The organism is Nonomuraea sp. GTA35, from assembly GCF_041950525.1.
Lineage (GTDB): Bacteria > Actinomycetota > Actinomycetes > Streptosporangiales > Streptosporangiaceae > Nonomuraea.
In genome coordinates, this window is sequence record NZ_JBGNUV010000004.1 from 521729 (window position 1) to 541164 (window position 19436).

Below are 19436 nucleotides of genomic sequence, written 5' to 3' on the forward strand. Positions count from 1 at the left end.
CCCGGGAATCGAGCTATCAGCATGCCTGCTTCGCCCCACCCCAATCCCTTCGCCGGCTGGCTCCGCGGCCATGCCGTCCCGCTCACCCACCTCGACCCTGCGGCACCGCTCGATGACCTCGAGCCGCTACGCGACATCATCGGCGACGCGCGCGTCGTCGCGATCGGGGAGAACTCCCACTTCATCACCGAGTTCTCACTCATGCGCCAGCGCATCCTGCGGTTCCTGGCCGAACGTTGTGGTTTCACCGTCCTGGCCTTCGAGTACGGCTTCAGCGAAGCCTTCTCCCTGGACGCCTGGGCCCAGGGAGAGGGAACAGAGGATGACCTGTCGGCTCATCTCGCCGCGGCGATCCCCGTGGGAGTCGACGAGCCGTTGCGCTGGATACGCCGGCACAACGCCACAGCCGAGGCGCCGGTGCGCTTCGCCGGCATCGACATCCCCGCGGCCGGCGGATCCCTGCTGCCCGCCCTGGCCCCCATCGCCGACTACCTGCGCCAGGTCGACCCCGAGAGCTCGACGCCGAGATCCGCCGCGGGCACGAGGCGGCCGGAGTGAGCCAGGACGAGGCCGCGGTGCGGGTGGACGTGCGGGGCCCGGACGGCCCGTACCAGGTGAGCGCCCGCTACCTCGTGGGATGCGACGGCGCCCGCAGCCGCATCCGCGACTGGGCCGGCATCCCGTTCCCCGGCACCACCTATCCCGAGGTCAACCGGCTGGCCCAGGCCACCCTGCCCGACACGGTCACCGTGCTCGGCAACGGCGATCTCGACGTCCCCGGCTCCGGCACCATCCGCGCCGGATTCACCCGCACCGACCACGGCCTGCTCGGCATCGGCTCCTCACCCGGCTCCCAATCCGTCTCCCTCTACACCATCGAGGACGAGACCACCGAATACGACGACGACGTCCCCATGACCCTCACCGAACTGCAGGACAGCATCCACCGCGTGCTCGGCGCCCACCTGCCCCTGGCCGGATCGACCCGGCTGTCCCGCTTCACCTTCAAGGCCCGCCAGGCCGAACGCTACCGCCACGGGCGCATCCTGCTGGCCGGCGACGCGGCGCACCTGTTCCCGGCCACCGGAGTGGCACTCAACGCCGGCATGCTGGACGCGGTCAACCTGGCCTGGAAGCTGGCCGCCGACCTCCACGGCACGGCCCCGGCCGGCCTGCTGGACACCTACCACGCCGAACGCCACCACGCCGGCGCCCGCACCCTGCTGCACACCCGCGCCCAAGTCGCCCTGCGCCGCGGACACGACCCGGCCGCCGAAGCGCTCCGCGAAGTGTTCACCGAACTGCTCACCGACGAACAGCCACTGCGCCGCATGGGAGCACTCCTCGCCGGAACCGACATCCGCTACCCGATGCCCGGCACCCACCCCCACCCGCTGGCCGGCACCTTCGCCCCCGACCTCACCCTGCACACCGACCAGGGCATCACCAGCATCGCCCACCTCATGCACCCCGCCCGGCCCGTCCTGCTCAACCTCACCGCCCGCCCGGACCTGAGCGAGACCGCCCGGGACTGGCAGCCTCGCGTCGACGTCCACACCGCCAAGACCGACGACCGACCGGCCGACGCCCTGCTGATCCGCCCGGACGCCCACATCGCCTGGGCCGCCGGCCTCGACGAACCCGCCGACACCGCCACGCCCGCACTGCGAGAAGCACTCACCGGCTGGTTCGGCACACCCTGACACCCTCGTCCAGCGCACAGGAGCGCTGATCGCACCCCCCGGATCTGGCTCCCGAGCGGCCCCGGACCGGTCTGCAACCCAAGCGTCAGTGACGCCGAACTGGTCACCCTGGCGATATGGTCGGCGCTGCTCGGCTTCACCTCCGAGCGGCGCCGGCTACGCCACACCCGTGCCCGACCGCGCCGCAGCCGGGGCACGCGGCGCACAGAACACAGGGACCTTGCCGCGCAGGGCTGCCAGCGGCTACGCGGGCGCGGTGGGCAGGTGGTCCTCGGCCCACTGGGACAGCTCGTGAAGCGCGGGCATGAGCGCCTTGCCACTCTCGGTCAGCTCGTACGTGACGGTCACCGGCGGCCCTTCGTCCACGGTGCGCGCGATCAGGCCCGCCTTGGTCAGCTCCGACAGCCGGTCGGACAGCACCGAGTCGCTGACTCCGCCGATCGCCCGCGACAGCTCGCGGAACCCGGCGGGCCCGGCTCGGAGGCTGCCCAGCACCAGGCCGCTCCAGCGCTTGCCGAGGAGGGTGAAGGCGCGTGTCAGCGCGGCGTCGCCGCGATCGCAGTCGTCCATGGCGTTCCGCGTGTCTGCTCTTGCCATACACCCATACTAGTAGAAGAGTCGTCGCTTTTATTTTGCTAGCATCTATGCACAGGCTAGTGCCGCGTCGATGACGAACACGGAGAGCAAGGCCGGCGTGCGTCCCAGCGTCGTGGTGCCGGGCGGCGGATACGGCGGTTCCAAGGTGGCCAACGGCCTGATGACGTCCGAGCCTGGCGCGGGTGAGCGACGCCGGCATGTCCGGGGATCGGCCGGCGGCCCGGGCAGCCCTGGATCGGCCGCCCGCGAACCCGCCGCCGGCGTTCCACCAGCGGATCCCGGTCAGTCCTCGCCCACGACCGTCAGGTCGTCGCCCAGGGCGGCGGCGATCTCCGCGGCCCTGGAGTGATCGTCCAGCCGGCGGGTCAGGTAGGCACAGCCGTGGTGATGCCTGCGCGACCACCAGGCGGCCGAGCCGCCGATGCCACCCTTGGCGATCTTGCCATGGTCTCGGACGAAGCCCAGCGTCCAGGTGATCCTGGTCCCGAAGACCTCGTCGAACTCCGTGACCTGCGGGGCGAGCAGTTCGGCGTGCAGCTCCGGCCCCAGCAGGGCGCGCACGGGGCCGTCCTCGGCGGTCAGCTCGGAGAAGAACCGGGCCATGGCCGCGGCGGTCGTGTGGAGGTTGACCGCGCCGAAGACCGCCTGCCGCCAGGCTCTGGAGTTCGCCCGCTCGACGTCCAGGGTCCCGTCCGGGATCTGGAGCCACGGCGCGGCGTGCAACCGGCGGGGCCAGTCCGGGTCGGCGTACTCCAGGTCGGCGACCCGTCCCAGCAGGTCGTCCGGCACCCCGAACCACGCGTCCAGCCCCAGCGCGGGCCGTACGACCTCGTTGAACAGCTCCCCCAGCGTGGTGCCGGCACCCGCGCGCAGGATGCCGTCCACCAGGTGCCCGTAGGTCAGCGCGTGCTCCCCGAGCGACGTTCCCGGAACGTACTCCGGCGCCGCCTTCGCCAGGCTCCCGCGCAGCCCGGCGTCGTCCAGCAGATCCAGGCCGGCCGCCTCCGCCGGGAACCGCGGCTGTCCTGCCCGGTGCGTGAGGACCTGGCGCAACGTCGTCCGGTCCTTGCCGCCGACCCCGTACTCGGGCCAGCGCCTGGCCACCGGCTCATCGAGTGCCAGTGCGCCATCGCGCACCGCCACCAGGGCGGCGAGCGTCACGAAGGACTTCGACAGCGAGTACGGCTGGACGAGGGTGTCGGCGCGCCAGGGGCGGCGCCGCGAGGAGTCGGCCCATCCCCCGCTCAGCCGGACGACCTCTCGCCCGTCGCGCCAGACCGACACCCCGGCACCTGTCTCCCGGCCGTCATGAACCAGCTTCTGGAAGACCTCGCGTACCTTGTCGTATCCATCGGCCGCGAACCCTTCGACCTGCGCCATACCGGACATCTCGGATGCGTCACTCATACTGCGCGCCTCCCGCACGTCGTCTTCTCCTCTCCGAACATACCCCCGGCCGGTATAAAGGGCCAGCAGGGAGCCACGACTTCGCAGGGCTCCCCCGCCGGCCGATGATCACCACCGCCGAACTCACACCGCCGGGAGGCCATGGGACTGCTCGCGGCGGCTCTCGCGGAGGCCGACCCTCGCCGCTGCACCTCCCCGCCCCACCGGCGTGATCCACGGACGCCGAACAAACTCGCTCCCCGTCTCGACTAACGGCATGGGGATCGGAAGAGACGGGGGATCGGGACATGGGTGGTTCGGCCGAACTACTTCCGGGTGATCCGGCGCGCCTGGGCGACTACTTGCTGGCGGGGCGGCTGGGGTCGGGCGGGCAGGGAGTCGTCTACGAGGCGTACGACGATTCCGGGCGGCGGGTCGCCGTCAAGATTCTCTACGGGGTCGAGCTGCGGCACGGGCTCACCCGGGAGCTGGCCGCCGCCGAGCGGGTCGCCTCGTTCTGCACTGCCCAGGTGCTCGGCCACGATCTGGGGGCAGCCAGGCCGTACATCGTCAGCGAATACGTCGAAGGCCCGAGCCTGCGCCGGTTCGTCGCGGAACGCGGCCCGCTCGGCGGCGCCGACCTTCACCGGCTCGCCGTCGGCGTCGCCACCGCGCTCACCGCGATCCACGAGGCCGAGGTCATCCACCGCGATCTGAAGCCTGACAACGTGCTGCTCGGCCCGGACGGCCCACGGGTGATCGACTTCGGCATCGCCAGGACCGCCGAGATGTCGCTGACCTCCACGGGCGTCGTGGCCGGTACGCCCACGTACATGGCGCCCGAGATCCTCACCGGGCGGCGGGCGGGCACCCCGGCCGACGTGTTCGCCTGGGGAGCGATCGTCCTGTTCGCGGCCACCGGACGCGACCCCTTCCACGCGGAGAACCTGGGCGCGGTGATGTACAGCGTGCTCACGGCCGAACCGGATCTGAGCGACCTCGCCGACCCGCTGCGTTCCCTGGTGGAGGCGGCCCTCGGGAAGGAGCCCGCCGACCGGCCGGCCGCCCGGGAGCTGCTGATGGGGCTGCTGGGGGCCGTGCCCGATCCGCTGGTCGCCGGGGTCGAGAAGGCGTCGGAGGTTCGCGCCGGTTCCGACGATCCCTCGATCGGGGCGCGCGCCGAGGAGGTGTACGCGGCCCTGACGCCTGCCGCCCAGGAGCTGGTACCCGAGATCTTCCTGCGTATGGTCGCCGCCGGTCCCGACAGCGAGGACACGGTGCGGCGAGTGGCCCGAGCCGAGCTTCCGGCCGGCGGCGACGACGTGCTGGCGGCGTTCGCGGAGGCCAGTCTGGTGACCTCCGGCGGCGAGTACGTGATGATCTCCCGGCCGGCGCTGCTGCGGGCGTGGCCACGCCTGCGCGACTGGGTGGAAGCCGAGCGTCCCGGCCTGGCCGTCCATCGCGAGATCGCGGTCGCGGCACGGCGCTGGCAGGAGGGGCAGGGCGATCCCTTCCAGGGCAGGACGCTGGAGTCGGCGCTGCGCTGGGCCGCCACGGGCCGCCGGCACCTGACCCTGAACCCCCAGGAACGCTCGTTCCTGGAGGCCGGCACAGCGGTCGCCCGCCGCCGGGGCCGCGTCCGCCGCCTGGTGACGTCCAGCCTGAGCGTCCTGCTCGTGCTGGCCCTCGGCGCCGGGGCGATCGCCGTCCGGCAGAGCCTGGACCTCGCCCAGCAGCGTGACGAGGCCGCCGCCCGGGCCGTCGCCGCCCGCGCCGAGACCCTGCGCGCCGAGGACCCGGTGGTCGCGATGCTGCTGAGCGCCGCCGCCTGGAACATCGCCCCGGCGCCCGAGGCGCGCACGGCCCTGTACGGCTCGCTGGCCCAGCCCGCCCTGGACGTCCACGCGCTCGGGTACGGCCGGTTCGGCTCCGACGGCCGCACCTTCTACACGTGGGACGACCGGCAGGTGGCCGTGTGGGACGTCGCCACCCGCAGCAGGGCCCGCACGGTCGCCGTCACGATGCCCGGCGAGGACGGCGAGATCTCCCTGAGCCGGGACGGCCGGCTGGCGGCGCTCGCCGGGGACGTCGAAGGCGACGGGGTCCGGCTGTGGGACATGACGTCCGGACGGCCTGCCGGCGGCCTCGACACCCGCCTCACGGGCGCCGACTTCGGCGACGGGAACCGGGTCTACGCGGCGACCACCGCGGGCGAGCGTACCCAGCTGTGGCGGGTGGGCGGTCGCGAACCTCTCCTGGAACGCGGCTCGTTCGAGTCGGTGGCGATCAGCCCGGACGACCGCTTCGCGGCCCTGTTCCGCCAGGAGGGACCGGGCGAGATCTGGGACCTGTCCCGCGGCGAGCGGCTTCGCGCGCCCACCGCGCGGAAGGGCCAGGACGTCATCGCCGTGCGCTTCTCGCCGGACGGCCGCACCCTGGCGATCGTCCGGCCGACCGAGGTGCTGCTCTGGGATGTGGCGTCAGGCAAGGCCGCCGGCCCGCCGCTGACGAGGCCGGGCGCCCTGTGGCGCAACTCCTACGGGCCCGGCCTGGTGGCGTACAGCCCGGACGGCCGCTGTCTGGCCGTTGTCGATCCGGACGGAATCACGCTGTGGAGGATCGGCGACCAGATCGCCCTGGCCACCTTCCCCCTGGGGCGCCAGGACGTGCACACCCTGAGCTTCGACCGGGACGGCCGGACACTGCGCTATCTGCGCGCGGACAACCCCATGACGGTCACCTCCCTCGACGTCTCCGCCTACACCCGGCCCCCGTCCCTGGGCGACGCGACCATGCCGGCGCAGACGGCGATCGCGGGGCACGCGCTGAGCCCGGACGGCCGCGTCGCCGCCCTGCTCGACCGCGGCACGGCGGCCGTACAGCTGTGGGACGTGCGGAAACGCCGCCTGCTGGGGCAGCTCGAGGGCTTGGGCGAGCCCGCTGCCGTCACGGGCGCCTGGATGTTGTTCAGCCCGGACGGGCGCACCATCGCGATCAGCGTCGGACCCGAACCCACGCGGACGAGCCTGTGGGACGTGGCCTCCCGGCGCCGGCTCCCGGATCTGCACGACCCGAGCCACCTCATCGACCACGTCCAGGCGTTCAGCCCGGACGGCAAGACGCTGGCGATCGCCGTCGGCCAGGACGGCACGGAGCACACAAGAGCATGGGACGTCGCGAAACGGAGCATGACGGAGACCTTCCCGATCGAGGACAGGCGGGTGCTCGCGTTCGTGGCCAACGACCGCGTCCTCACCTCGGGCGCCGAGATCGTCGACCTGACCTCCGGGAAGCGGACGGCCTTAGCCGGGGCCGGCCCGTTCACCGGAAACGTCGTGGCGCTCAGCGCCGACCGCCGGCTCGTCGCCGTCGGCGAAGAGGGGCAGGTCGGCATCTGGGACACCGCGACGGGAAGGCGCCGTGCCCTCGTACGTGACGTGCGCGCCGGAGCCCCGGCGAGCATCGCGGGCGGTGACGCTTCCGCGATCGTGTTCTCCCCCGGCGGGGACCTGCTGGCCTCGGCCACGTTCGGCGAGATCCGGTTGTGGGACACCACGACCGGCCAGCAGGTCGGCCCGCCGTTCGCCGGCCCTGCCGGCGCCGGGTCGCTGGCCTTCGACTCCGACGGCACGCTGCACGCGACCAGCGGCGGGCGGGACCTGCTGGACTATCCGACCGACCCCGCACGCGCCGCGGACGCCGTCTGCGCGAGAGCGGGGCGGTCGCTGACGGAGGCCGAATGGCGGCGCTACATCCCGTACGTCCCCTACCGTCGCGGTGGGTGCGACTAGCTCCGACCTGGCTCGTCCCAGCCGAGGAGAAGGGCGCGCCCGTCATCCGGCCGGCTCGTCCAGGTCACGCTGACTGCGGAGGGGCTCCGGATGGGTGTGGCCCAGGACGCGGAGCCTGCCGTCCAGTGTCGTCCGCCGGCACCGCGGTCCAGAACCCATCGCGAGCGTTGCGTCTGCCCGCCAGCGTCTCCTTGACCACCCCGTCCGGTACGTCGAGGTCGTCCTGGGCGGCCCGCAACAGCAGGACGGTGAGCTGGGCGTGATCGCTCGCGTCCACCCACCGGACCAGATGCCCGGCATCGGCCAGATCGGCCGCCAGCCGCAGCGCCCGACTCGTCCCGCTCCACCATGGGGAAGAAGGGCGCTGCCGGTCCCGGGACGACCAGGCCGCCATCGGCACCCTGTCGAAGGGCTGCCGCCCCCCGAGGCGGGAACAATGTGCACGTGGCCGATGGCGGTCACGCGGCCTGCGGAATCATCAGGAGCCCGCCCATGAACCTCGATCATGTACTGGTCGACCGCGACGTCGACTTCGTGACGATCACGATGAACCGGCCGCAGCGACGCAACGCCCTGTCGCTGGCCCATCTGCGCGATCTGATCAACGCCTTCAGCGCCGCCGGCGACAGCGACGCCTCAGGGATCATCCTGGCCGGGGCAGGTCCCGTCTTCAGCGCCGGTCATGACTTCGCCGACGTCGCCGAAGCCGACGTGGACGGGGTGCGCACCCTCCTTGACACCTGTCTCCGCCTCATGGAGCTGATCGAATCGGTGCCGCAACCGGTCATCGCCCGGGTCCACGGCCTGGCCACCGCGGCAGGCTGCCAGCTGGTCGCCACCTGTGACCTCGCCGTCGCCGCCGACTCCGCCGGCTTCGCCGCGCCCGGAGGCAAGGGCGGCTGGTTCTGCCACACCCCGATGGTGGCCATCGCCCGCAACATCGGCCGCAAGCGCGCCGCCGAGCTGGCCTACACCGGTGACACCATCTCCGCCGCGCAAGCGCTTGAATGGGGGCTGGTCAACCGGGTGGTACCCGCCGCGGATCTCGACGCCGCCGTCATCGACCTGCTCGGCCGGGCCACTCGCGGCAGCCGGGCCTCCAAGGCGCTCGGCAAGCGCACCCTCCACCAGCAGCTGTCCCTGCCCGAGGCGGAGGCCTACCAGCTCGCCACCAGGGTCATGGCCGAGTCCTCGCAGTCCGCCGCGGCTCGCGAGGGCATGTCCGCGTTCTTGAGCAAGCGCCAGCCGAAATGGAGCGACTGACGCGTCTCGCGCATGGCTCCGTGATGCCCGCCACTGGGCCCGGGGGATCAGGAGTACCGCGGGGAGTGGTCCGTGGTGGGCCAGGTCGTCACGGTGCCGGTCGCCTTGCCGAGGATGGGGTCGATCGCGTCGAAGTCGGGCGTGCCCTCCTCCCTCCGGTTGAAGATCGCGCAGTGGCTGACGCCGTGGCGGCCGTGCCCGCCGCGCGGGCCGGGCGCCGGGCGCGAGGGCGGGCACCGGTCCGCGCATGTCAGACTCGATGGCGTGACCGACACCGTGATGGACGATGCCGCGGGCGCCGGCGGGCTGACCGTCGGGGCCGCCGCGTCGCACGTGGGAGTCACCGTCCGCACCCTGCATCACTGGGACGCGATCGGGCTCGTCCGCCCGTCCGGGCGCACCTCCGGCGGCTACCGGCTCTACTCGGCGGCCGACGTCGCCCGCATCCACCGGGTGCTCATCTACCGCGAGCTCGGCCTGCCCCTCGACGACATCGGCGAGCTGCTCGACGCTCCGACGGTCGACATGGCCGTGCCGCTGAGACAGCAGCGCGCCCAGCTCGTCGAGCGCATCTCCCGGTTGCAGGCGATGGTCGACGCGGTCGATCGCATGATCGATGCCGCGAGCGCCGGCATCCTGCTCTCCCCGGAGGAGCAGGTCGCGATCTTCGGGCAGCGCTGGGAGCCGTCATCGCTCGCGGGCGCACGTGACCGGTGGGGCGACACGGCTCAATGGGCGCAGTACGCCGAGCGCGCCGCGGGCATGTCCCCCGAGGACTGGCAGCGGATCGCCGACAACCTCGCCAGGCTCGAGAACGACCTGGCGGCAGCCAAGCGCGCCGGCGTCAGGCCGGGCAGCGCCGAGGCCAACGCCCTGGCCGAGCGGCACAGGGCCTCCATCGGCGCGTACTTCGACTGCACCCATGCGATGCAGGTCTGCCTGGGCAGGACGCACGCCGCCGATCCCGGCTTCACGGCCTACTACGACGCGATCGAGCCGGGCCTGACCCTCTGGCTCCGTGACATCATCGACGCCAACGCCCGCGCGCGGGGCGTCGATCCGGATTCGGCGACCTGGACCTGACGCGTCCGGCGATCGGCGGCTTCAGAGCATGCCGGCGATGTCGTTGGCGGCCACGTAGCCGAAGGTCATGGCGGGGCCGATGGTCGAGCCGGAGCCGGCGTAGCTGTGGCCCATGACGGCCGCGCTGGCGTTGCCGGCGGCGTACAGGCCGGGGATGACCGAGCCGTCGGCGCGCAGCACGCGCGCGCGGGCGTCCGTGCGCATCCCGCCCTTGGTGCCGAGGTCCCCCGGGATGATCTTGAACGCGTAGAAGGGCGGCAGCCACAGCGGGGCCAGGCAGGGGTTCGGCTTGACCAGGGGGTCGGCGTAGTAGCGGTCGTAGGCGCTGTCGCCGCGGTGGAAGTCGAGGTCCTTGCCGGTCGTCGCGAACCCGTTGAACCGGTTGATCGTGCCGCGCAGCGCGGCCTGGGGCACTCCGATCCGCTGGGCCAGTTGCTCGATGGTCCACGCCTTGTACGCGGCCCCGCTGTCGAACCAGGCGCCGGGCAGCGGCAGCAGCGGCGCGACGTCCTTGAACAGGTACTTGTTGCGGTAGTGCTGGTCGACGATCAGCCAGGCGGGGATGTGCGGGGTGGCGGCGCTGTTGCGGTCGTACATGACGTGGACGACGTCGCTGTAGGGGGCGCCCTCGTTGACGAAGCGCACGCCGTGGCCGTTGACCAGGACGCTGCCGGGCAGCGTGCGCTCGGCCAGGCAGAAGTAGGGCTCGTCGGGCAGCGGGATGGCCGGGCCCCACCAGGCGTCGTCCATCAGGTCGAGCGCGGCGCCGGCCCGCTCGCCGGCCTCGATGCCGTCGCCGGTGTTCGCCCTGGCGCCGACGGTCCAGCTCGTGCCGATGGGCTGGCGCTGGAACTCCGCGCGCATGGCCGCGCTGTGCTCGAACCCGCCCGACCCGATGATCACGCCGCGCCGGGCCCTGATCGCGCCGGACGGCGTGATGACGCCCGTGACCCGTCCTGCTTCGCGGCTCAGGTCGAGCAGCGGGGTGTTCAGCAGCACCGGCACGCCGGCGGCGGCCAGCCCGGCCCGCAGCCCGGCGGCCAGCGACTGGCCCATGGTCAGCGGCTTCTCGCCGCGCAGCGCGGCCTCGGTGCCGCGCAGCAGGCACGCGGCGCTCACCTCCAGGCCCTTGGGGTTGACGGCGGCGAGCGTGAGCCACTTGTAGTCGGCGCTGTGGACCACCATGCCGGCGGGGGTGGGGATGTACGGGCCGTTCAGGCGGGCCAGCTCGGCGCCGAGGAGGTTGCCGTCGAGCTGGGCGGGCTCGATGGAGCGCCCGCCGGGCATGCCGCCGGGCAGCTCCGGATAGTAGTCGGAGTAGCCCTCCATGAACCGGAAGCGCAGCGGGCTGTTCCGCATCACGAACGAGATCATGGCCGGCCCCGCGGCCAGGAACGCCCGCTGCCGCTCGATCGGCACGGTGTCGCCGACGACGCGGGCGAGGTAGGCGGCGGCCTTGGCGGGGGTGTCCTGCACCCCGGCGGCGAGGATGACCTCGTTGTTCGGGATCCAGATGCCCGCGCCCGAGCGGGCGGCCGATCCGCCGAACGTCGGCGCCTTGTCGATCACGACGGTGCGCAGCCCGCGCTTGGCCGCCGCCAGTGCCGCGGTCATCCCTGCGGCGCCCGCGCCGACCACCACGACGTCGTACTCGGTCTCGGCGCGGGCGGGCGAGCCGCCCAGCGCGGCGCCCGTCACCAGCGCGCCTCCGGCGACGGCGGCGCCGCGCAGCAGCGTACGGCGGCTGGGGCCTCCGGGGTCGTGACTGCTGGTCGATCTCGCTGATCCGGCCATGCGCCCAAGCATGCGCTTGGTTGTTACGCCTGTCAACGGCGAGACCGCCCGTTTCCAGCGCCAAGACCGCTAATACCTATTACTTCAGCGATTACCCCTTGACGCCCCACTGTGCCCGGTTCCACAATGACCGGACTAATACGCATTATCAGCGGAACGGGTGATACGTACTGTGGCTCCTTCAGGTCGGCGGCTGACGCAGCAGGACATCGCGCGCATGGCGGGTGTGAGCCAGACGACGGTGTCCCTGGTGCTCAACGGGAGGGCCGAGGGCGAGGTGCGGATCTCGCCCGAGACCCGCGAGCGGGTGCTCCAGGTGATCAGGGAGACCGGCTACGTGGCCGACCCGGCGGCGCGGCGGCTCGTCGAGCGGCGCAACCGCATCTACGGCGTGTTCACCTACGAGGCCGTCTTCCCCGCCGAGAGCGCCGACTTCTACCACCCGTTCCTGGTCGGGATCGAGGAGTGCGCGGAGGAGGCGGGCTGCGACCTGCTGCTGTTCACCAGCGCCAAGGTGGAGCAGGGCGAGCGGCGGCGCATCTTCAGCGCGGAGAGCCGGATCCGGCTGGCGGACGGATGCGTCCTGCTCGGCCGGACGATCCACCGGGACGACCTGTCCAGGCTGCTGTCGGAGGGCATCCCGTTCGTCTCGGTCGGGCGCCGCGACGACGCCGGCGGGCCGGTGCCGTACGTCGGCGCGGACTACCCGCCGGCGGTGCGCGCGCTGGTCCGGCGGGCGGCGGCGCTCGGGCACCGGCGGATGGCCTACGTCGGGTCCGGGCAGGGCGCGGAGTCCTACGCCGACCGGTTGCGCGGCTTCACCGAGGGCGTGGCCGAGGCAGGGGCCGAAGGCGTGCACCTGGCGGGCGCGGACGAGCTGTTCGGCTCCGGCCCCGCGTCCGAGGTCACCGTGGTGTTCGCCGAGGAGCTGGCGGACGGCGCGGCCATCGCCGAGGTCGCCCGCGCCCGCGGCCTGGACGTGCCGCGCGACCTGTCCATCGTCGCGCTGGGCGCGCCCACCAGGCCGGTGTCCACCGACATCGACTTCGCGGGGTTCCGCATCCCCCGGCGGGAGATGGGGCGCAGGGCCGTCGAGCTGCTCACCCAGGTGCTGGAGCACGGCGGCACCCCGCAGGAACTGCTGGCGTGCGAGCTGGTCGAGGGCTCGACGCTGGCACCACCCCGCCCGTAGTCCAGGGCGCCACCTGATCCGTAGTCCAGGGCTCGGCCTTGGCACCCCCTGACCCGTAGTCGAGGAGAGGCAATCCCCACGTGGTTGAGATATCGGCAGACGCGCTCGTCGTCGGCGGCGGGCTGGGCGGCGTGGCCGCCGCGCTCGCCCTGCTGCGGGCGGGCCGCTCGGTGGTGCTCACCGAGGAGTACGACTGGCTGGGCGGCCAGCTCACCAGCCAGGCGGTGCCGCCGGACGAGCACACCTGGGTGGAGCGGTTCGGCGTCACGGCGAGCTATCGCGCGCTGCGCGACGGCATCCGGCGCTACTACCGCGAGCACTACCCGCTGACCGAGCGGGCGCGGGCGTGGCGCGAGCTCAACCCGGGCGCCGGGCACGTCAGCAAGCTGTGCCACGAGCCCCGGGTCGCCGTCGCGGTCATCGAGGCCATGCTGGCCCCGTACCGGGGGGCGGGGAGGCTGCGCGTGCTGCAGCCGTACCGGCCGGTCGGGGCCGAGGTGGACGGCGACCGCGTCACGGCCGTGCGGCTCGCGCACCGCGACGGGGGCGGGGAGATCACGGCCGTGGCGGCGTACGTGCTGGACGCCACCGAGACCGGCGAGCTGCTGCCCCTGACCGGGACCGAGTACGTGACCGGCTTCGAGTCCCAGGACGAGACCGGCGAGCCGAGCGCCCCCTCGACCGCGCAGCCGATGAACATGCAGGCCGTGTCCGTCTGCTTCGCGATCGACCACGTGGACGGCGACCACACGATCGACAGGCCCGCCTCGTACGACTTCTGGCGCGCCTACCAGCCGCCCTTCTGGGGCGACCGGCTGCTGTCGTGGCGCTGCCCGAGCCCGCGGACGCTGGAGATCGTGGAGCGTTCCTTCACCCCGAACCCGGGCGACGACCCCCGGCTGGTGGAGGCCGACCAGCGGGTCAACCCGGGCGACGGCAACCTGTGGACGTTCCGCAGGATCGCCGCCCGGGACAACTTCCTGCCCGGCGCGTACGGCAGCGACATCACGCTCGTCAACTGGCCGATGATCGACTACCTGGAGGGGCCGGTCATCGACGTGCCGGACGCCGACCGGCACCTCCAGGCGGCCCGCGAGCTGTCCCTGTCGGTGCTGTACTGGCTGCAGACCGAGGCGCCCCGCCACGACGGCGGCACCGGCTACCCCGGCCTGCGGCTGCGCGGCGACGTCACGGGCGGCGCCGACGGGCTCGCCCAGGCCCCCTACATCCGCGAGTCCCGGCGCGTCCGGGCCCTGACCACCGTCACCGAGCAGGACCTGTCCGTGGCGGTACGCGGCGACAAGGGCGCCGTCTCCTATCACGACTCCGTGGGCGTGGGCATGTACCGCATCGACCTGCACCCCTCGACCGGCGGCGACAACTACATCGACGTCGCCTGCTCCCCGTTCGAGATCCCTCTCGGGGCGCTGATCCCGCAGCGGACGGCCAATCTGCTGCCCGCCTGCAAGAACATCGGCACCACCCACATCACCAACGGCGCCTACCGCCTGCACCCGGTGGAGTGGAACGTCGGCGAGGCGGCCGGCGCGCTCGCCGCCTTCTGCCTGGACCACGCGACCACGCCGCACGCCGTGCAGGCGGACGGGCGGTTGCTGGCCGACTACCAGCATCGGCTCGTCCGCGACGGCGTGGAGCTGCGCTGGCCCGACGTCACCGGTTACTGACGCCGTCGTCGACTTGGTGACGCCGTCATCGACGCCAGAAGGAGAAACCCCCCATGAAAGCATCCGGGAAGCTGGCGGCACTCTCGCTGACCGCCCTCCTCGCCGTCACCGCCTGCGGCGGCGACGCCGGGACGGCCGCGCAGGGCCCGCAGCCGTTGCGCATGTCGATCTGGACCTCCAACGAGGCCCACCTGAAGCTGTTCAACGAGATCGCCGCCGAGTACCGCAAGTCCCACCCGCAGGTCGGCGCGATCACCTTCGACCCGATCCCGTTCGAGAACTACACGACCACGCTGACCACGCAGATCGCCGGCGGCAACCCGCCCGACCTGGCGTGGATCATGGAGAACTCCGCGCCCGACTTCGTCGGCTCGGGCGCTCTCGTCCCGCTCAAGAGCAAGATCGAGAACGCCGGCGAGCTGGTCCCGGCCGCCACCCGCCTGTGGGAGCGCGACGGGGAGCTGTACGCCTACCCGTTCTCCACCTCGCCCTTCGGCGTCTTCGTCAACACCGACCTGGTCAAGGCCGCGGGCCAGAAGGCGCCGAGGGACCTGATGGAGGCCGGCCAGTGGGACTGGGAGCACGCCAGCGAGATCAACAAGGCCGTCGCGGCGAAGGGGAAGAACGGCCTGACCATCCTCAACTTCGACTACAAGGCCTGGGACAACCTCGCCACCGTCTGGCAGGGCTGGGGCGCCAAGGCGTGGAGCGACGACGGCGGCACCTGCCAGTTCAACGCGCCCGAGATGGTCGAGGCCATGACGTTCATGCACAAGGCGATCTTCACCGACAAGTCGATGCCCGGCCCCGGCACCGCCGTCGACTTCTTCTCCGGGGACACCGCGATGGCCGTGGCCCAGATCTCGCGCGCCGCCATGCTGGAGGACGCGACCTTCAAGTGGGACCTGGTGCCGCTGCCCGCCGGGCCGAAGGGCGAGTACGCGGTCATCGGCCAGGCCGGGATCGGGGTGCTGAAGAAGTCGCCGAGGGCCGAGCAGGCCACCGACTTCCTGGCCTACTTCGCCAACGCCGCCAACTCCGCCAAGCTCGCCGCGTACTTCCCGCCCGCGCGCGGCTCGCTGCTGACCGCCGGCACCATGGCCAAGACCAGCCCCATGCTGAACGGCGACCAGCTCCAGGAGGTCGTGATCGACGGCATCGAGAAGGGCGTGGTCAAGCCCAGCCACACCGGGCAGGCCGAGCTCGCCCAGACCGCCAGGGCCGCCCTCGACCCGCTGTGGAAGCCGGACGCCGACGTCAAGGCGGTGCTGGACGGCGTGTGCGCGAAGATCCAGCCGCTGCTGGGGGGATGACGTGGCGGCGACGAACCTGCGTGACCGGGTGGCGGTGCGCGCCGCCACCCGGCCCCGCCCCTTCTGGACCATCCCCCGCCGCGACGCCCTCGTCGGCTACCTGCTGATCTCGCCGCAGCTCGCGGGCAGCGCGCTGTTCGTCCTGCTGCCGCTCGGCCTGGTCGTCCACTACAGCCTCCAGGAGTGGAACGTGCTGGCGGGCACGTTCGACTACGTCGGCGGCGAGAACTACGCCAAGCTGCTCGCCGACCCGAACATGGGGCAGGTGCTGACCAGCACCGCGCTCTTCTCGGCCGGCCTGGTCGTGCTCAACCTCGCCCTCGCGCTCACCCTGGCCGTCCTGCTGAACCAGCGGCTGGGCGGCACCACGTTCTTCCGCACGCTGTTCTTCTCGCCGGTGCTGGTGTCGCTGGTCGCCTGGACGATCGTGTGGCAGTTCCTGCTCCAGCAGGACGGCGGCGTCAACGGGCTGCTCGGCGTGGCGGGCGTGGAAGGGCCCAACTGGCTGCGCGGCGAGGGCACGGCCCTGCTGTCGGTCATCGTGGTCCAGGTCGTCAAGAACGTCGGGCTCAACATGGTCCTGTTCCTGGCGGCGCTCCAGGGGGTGCCGCGCCAGCTCTACGAGGCCGCGCAGCTCGACGGCGCCGGCGCCAGGACCCGGTTCCTGCGCATCACGGTGCCGCTGATCAGCCCCACCATCCTGCTCACCTCGATCATCACCGTGGTCGGGTCGCTGCAGGTGTTCGCCCAGATCGCCGTGCTCACCCAGGGCGGGCCCGGCATGTCCACCACGGTCCTCGTCTACTACCTGTACCAGCAGGCCTTCCAGTTCCGGCACCTCGGCTACGGCGCCACCCTGTCGGTCCTGCTGTTCCTGATCGTCGCGGCGCTGACGCTGCTGCAGTGGCGGCTGCGCCGGAAGTGGGTCTTCCATGAGTCGTAGGGTCAAGCTCGCGCTGTACGCGCTGCTGTGCGTGCTGTGCGTGCCGTTCGTCTTCCCGACCTGGTGGATGGTCACCTCGTCGGTGAAGCCGATCAGCGACATCTTCGCCTTCCCGCCCGCGCTGCTGCCGTCGAGGTTCGACTTCTCCACCTACGGCCGGGTCTTCGAGCTGCAGCCGTTCGGGCAGCAGTACCTCAACAGCCTCTACATCGCGGCGGTGGTGACCGCCGGCACGATGGCGGTGGCCGCGATGGCCGGCTACGCGTTCGCCCGCATCCGCTTCCCCGGCCAGAACGTGCTCTTCCTGGTCGTGCTCGTCGGCCTGCTCATCCCCAGCGAGGTGACGATCGTCCCGCTGTTCCAGATGTTCCACGCGGCGGGGCTGACCGACACGCACTGGCCGCTGATCCTGGTGCCGATCCTGGGCGCGCCCAGCGTGCTGGCGACGTTCATCATGCGGCAGTTCTTCATCACGCTGCCCGGCGAGCTGGAGGAGGCCGCCAGGGTCGACGGGCTCGGCCGCTTCGGCACCTTCTACCGCGTCGCGCTGCCGCTGGCCAGGCCCGCGCTCGGCGCCGTCGCCATCTTCACGTTCCTGCACTCGTGGAACCTCTACCTCGAACCCATCGTGTTCCTGTCGACCCCGTCGAAGTTCACCCTGCCGCAGGCGCTCACCCAGTTCGTCGACGCCTACGGCTCGCCCCTGTGGAACGTGCAGCTGTCCGCCGCCACGATGACCGCCCTGCCCATCCTGGTCGTCTTCGTGCTGGCCCAGCGGCAGTTCATCGAGGGGCTCGCGCACACCGGTCTGAAAGGCTGACCATGCTCTCTCGCCGCACCCTCCTCCGCGCCGCGGCCCTGCTCCCGGCCGTCCCCGTGCTCGCGCCCGGCACCGCCCACGCCGGCATCCCCTCCGTGCCGCCCGTGGACCGCGGGTTGTTCGCCCCCCACGAGCAGCGCTTCGCGCCGTACCTGGCCACCCTCGCGCCCATGGTCAACGACATGGACGACAGCGGCTTCTTCGCCGGCGGCTGGTGGCGCAACCCGGCGGCGCCGTACAACGCCCGCGTGCAGGAGCACGTCTTCACGCTGGCCTGGTTCCACGCCAACGCCCGCGCGTGGAACCCGTACGCGGGGGACGCGGGGCTGCTGGCCGCGCTCGACGCGGCGCTCGGCCACTACCTGTCGCTGCAGCACGCCGACGGCTCCTTCCCCGAGTACAGCCGGGGCCAGCACGGCCTGGCGCCCACCGGGTTCGGCATCGGCTACCTGGCCAAGACCCTGAGCATCCTGCGCGCGAGCGGGGCCCTGCCCGCACGGCAGGCACAGCTCACCGCCGCGCTGCGGACGGCCATGACGTGGTTCCTCGACGCCGGCAACCCGACCGTCTGGCAGGAGCGCCTCACCTGGTCGAACCAGACCGCCTCGGGCCTGGCCGGGTCCTCGGTCGCGCTCCGGCTCGACCCCGACCCCGCGCTCTCCGCCCGCCTGACCGAGGCTTTCGCCAGGATCGCCACGACCGGCCTGAGCTCCGCCGGCTTCTTCCACGAGGAGGGCGGCCACGACATGAACTACAACTTCGAGGTCATGCTCCCCGAGCTGGCCGACGCCTACCACCACAACCCCGACCCGCACCTGGTGGACATGGCCCGCGCGTTCACCGGCTTCCTGTCCTACAACCTGCTGCGCGAGCCGGACGGCGCCGGATACCTGGTCAACGTCGCCCCCTCCACCCGTACCAGCACCCGCTGGTACGACGAGGTCAGGCCCGACCCCGACAGGACCGCGCTCAACTGGACCTTCACCCGCCAGGTGCCGCTGCTGTCGGCGTTCATGACCGCCCGCGAGGACCTGGCCCAGGCCCGCGCCGCCTGGGCCGCGTCCGCCGAGCCGGTGACGCCGCTCGCCAAGCAGGACACCTCCCCGCGCATCCTCACCCACGGCCTGCTCGGCGAGCGCTTCCCCAGCAGGCGGCAGCGGGCCGCCGCCATCGCGGACCTGCCCTACCTGCGCTCGTCCGACTTCGTCGAGCTGCGCAGCGACCGCGGCCAGGACTTCCTGTACGTCCGCAAGCCCGGCCTGTACCTGGGCGGCTACTTCGGCGACCGCGCCTCCCGCGCCCGCACGGGGCTGACCTTCCTGTGGCATCCCGAGGCCGGCACGATCATCTGCGGGCTCAACGACAACAACCACGCCTGCTGGTCCACCGTCTTCCCCGGCCAGGTCCCCGACTCGGGTGGCCCCCTGCCCGCCACCTACTTCCGCGGCGCCCCCGGTGGCGGCGAGTGGACCGGCGGCCCGGCGCCCGCCGCCTTCGGCATCCGGTACGGCAACGCGAACGTCACCACGGACGTGCTGATCACCCGCCGGACGGTCCGGCGCACGGTCACGGCGAACGCCGCCGCCACCGAGCAGATCCCCCTCGTACTGCGGCCCGACGACGTCCTCACCTTCACCGACGGCACGCGTGCCGCGTTCGGCGGCTCGACCACCGCCACCGCCGACGGCTTCGACGTGCGCTGGGGCCGCACCACGATCCGCTTCCGCTGGGGCGTCCCCTCGCAGGCGACCGTCGCGGCCGGCACCGTGCGCTACTTCCGCGACGGCTCCCGCCGCTTCCACGCGCTCCGCATCCCGCACCAGGGCAGGTTCGAGCTCACGGTCATCATGGGGTGACGGGCGCACC

Annotated in this window: 15 protein-coding genes; 11 read left to right on the forward strand and 4 right to left on the reverse strand. The window is 72.3% G+C overall.

All coding sequences use genetic code 11. The features are described from left to right. Positions 1–21 precede the first annotated feature (21 nt). Both ACBJ32_RS20920 and ACBJ32_RS20925 read left to right on the forward strand, forming a co-directional pair. The gene (locus ACBJ32_RS20920; RefSeq protein ID WP_375128120.1) at positions 22–558 is read left to right on the forward strand and encodes an erythromycin esterase family protein; all 537 of its coding nucleotides are present in this window, start codon (positions 22–24) and stop codon (positions 556–558) included. Continuing rightward, positions 555–1703 carry an FAD-dependent monooxygenase gene (locus ACBJ32_RS20925; RefSeq protein WP_375128121.1) on the forward strand — a complete coding sequence of 383 codons (1149 nt, stop codon included), beginning with the start codon at positions 555–557 and terminating at the stop codon, positions 1701–1703. The genes ACBJ32_RS20920 and ACBJ32_RS20925 overlap by 4 nt, the downstream gene beginning before the upstream one ends. A gap of 243 nt (positions 1704–1946) precedes the next feature. On the opposite strand, the gene ACBJ32_RS20930 is transcribed toward ACBJ32_RS20925, so the two are convergent. Both ACBJ32_RS20930 and ACBJ32_RS20935 read right to left on the reverse strand, forming a co-directional pair. After that, the gene (locus tag ACBJ32_RS20930; RefSeq protein WP_375128122.1) at positions 1947–2300 is read right to left on the reverse strand and encodes a winged helix-turn-helix transcriptional regulator; all 354 of its coding nucleotides are present in this window, start codon (positions 2298–2300) and stop codon (positions 1947–1949) included. Between the two features lie 282 nt (positions 2301–2582). Next, positions 2583–3707, reverse strand: coding sequence for a serine hydrolase domain-containing protein (locus ACBJ32_RS20935; protein ID WP_375128123.1), 1125 nt, complete (start codon positions 3705–3707; stop codon positions 2583–2585). 287 nt (positions 3708–3994) lie between these two features. Here ACBJ32_RS20935 and ACBJ32_RS20940 point away from each other — a divergent pair, with 287 nt between their 5' ends. Both ACBJ32_RS20940 and ACBJ32_RS20945 read left to right on the forward strand, forming a co-directional pair. Beyond that, complete coding sequence (locus ACBJ32_RS20940) at positions 3995–7477, forward strand: protein kinase (RefSeq protein WP_375128124.1); 3483 nt, start codon at positions 3995–3997, stop codon at positions 7475–7477. 492 nt (positions 7478–7969) lie between these two features. Next, positions 7970–8740 carry an enoyl-CoA hydratase-related protein gene (locus ACBJ32_RS20945; RefSeq protein ID WP_375128125.1) on the forward strand — a complete coding sequence of 257 codons (771 nt, stop codon included), beginning with the start codon at positions 7970–7972 and terminating at the stop codon, positions 8738–8740. 47 nt (positions 8741–8787) lie between these two features. Here ACBJ32_RS20945 and ACBJ32_RS20950 read toward each other — a convergent pair whose 3' ends face one another. After that, complete coding sequence (locus ACBJ32_RS20950; RefSeq protein WP_375128126.1) at positions 8788–9015, reverse strand: hypothetical protein; 228 nt, start codon at positions 9013–9015, stop codon at positions 8788–8790. Between ACBJ32_RS20950 and ACBJ32_RS20955 the strand changes: the two genes are divergently transcribed. Beyond that, complete coding sequence (locus tag ACBJ32_RS20955) at positions 9005–9823, forward strand: MerR family transcriptional regulator (protein WP_375128127.1); 819 nt, start codon at positions 9005–9007, stop codon at positions 9821–9823. The two genes, ACBJ32_RS20950 and ACBJ32_RS20955, sit on opposite strands and share 11 nt — an antisense overlap. Positions 9824–9844: 21 nt before the next feature. Here ACBJ32_RS20955 and kstD read toward each other — a convergent pair whose 3' ends face one another. Then, complete coding sequence (gene kstD / locus ACBJ32_RS20960) at positions 9845–11617, reverse strand: 3-oxosteroid 1-dehydrogenase (RefSeq protein ID WP_375128128.1); 1773 nt, start codon at positions 11615–11617, stop codon at positions 9845–9847. A 172-nt stretch (positions 11618–11789) separates the two neighbouring features. On the opposite strand from kstD, the gene ACBJ32_RS20965 reads away from it, so the two are divergent. The 6 genes from ACBJ32_RS20965 to ACBJ32_RS20990 all read left to right on the forward strand — a co-directional run bounded on the left by ACBJ32_RS20965 (position 11790) and on the right by ACBJ32_RS20990 (position 19426). Further along, positions 11790–12809 carry a LacI family DNA-binding transcriptional regulator gene (locus ACBJ32_RS20965; protein ID WP_375128129.1) on the forward strand — a complete coding sequence of 340 codons (1020 nt, stop codon included), beginning with the start codon at positions 11790–11792 and terminating at the stop codon, positions 12807–12809. Positions 12810–12889: 80 nt separating this feature from the next. Next, the gene (locus tag ACBJ32_RS20970; RefSeq protein ID WP_375128130.1) at positions 12890–14494 is read left to right on the forward strand and encodes an FAD-dependent oxidoreductase; all 1605 of its coding nucleotides are present in this window, start codon (positions 12890–12892) and stop codon (positions 14492–14494) included. A gap of 53 nt (positions 14495–14547) precedes the next feature. Then, positions 14548–15807, forward strand: coding sequence for an ABC transporter substrate-binding protein (locus ACBJ32_RS20975; protein ID WP_375128131.1), 1260 nt, complete (start codon positions 14548–14550; stop codon positions 15805–15807). Between the two features lies 1 nt (position 15808). Continuing rightward, on the forward strand, positions 15809–16750 hold the full coding sequence (locus ACBJ32_RS20980) for a carbohydrate ABC transporter permease (protein ID WP_375128132.1): 942 nt from the start codon (positions 15809–15811) through the stop codon (positions 16748–16750). Beyond that, positions 16740–17570, forward strand: coding sequence for a carbohydrate ABC transporter permease (locus ACBJ32_RS20985; protein WP_357874193.1), 831 nt, complete (start codon positions 16740–16742; stop codon positions 17568–17570). The genes ACBJ32_RS20980 and ACBJ32_RS20985 overlap by 11 nt, the downstream gene beginning before the upstream one ends. A 2-nt stretch (positions 17571–17572) precedes the next feature. Further along, positions 17573–19426: a hypothetical protein gene (locus tag ACBJ32_RS20990; protein WP_375128133.1), complete on the forward strand. Its 1854-nt coding sequence runs from the start codon at positions 17573–17575 to the stop codon at positions 19424–19426. Positions 19427–19436: the final 10 nt, after the last annotated feature.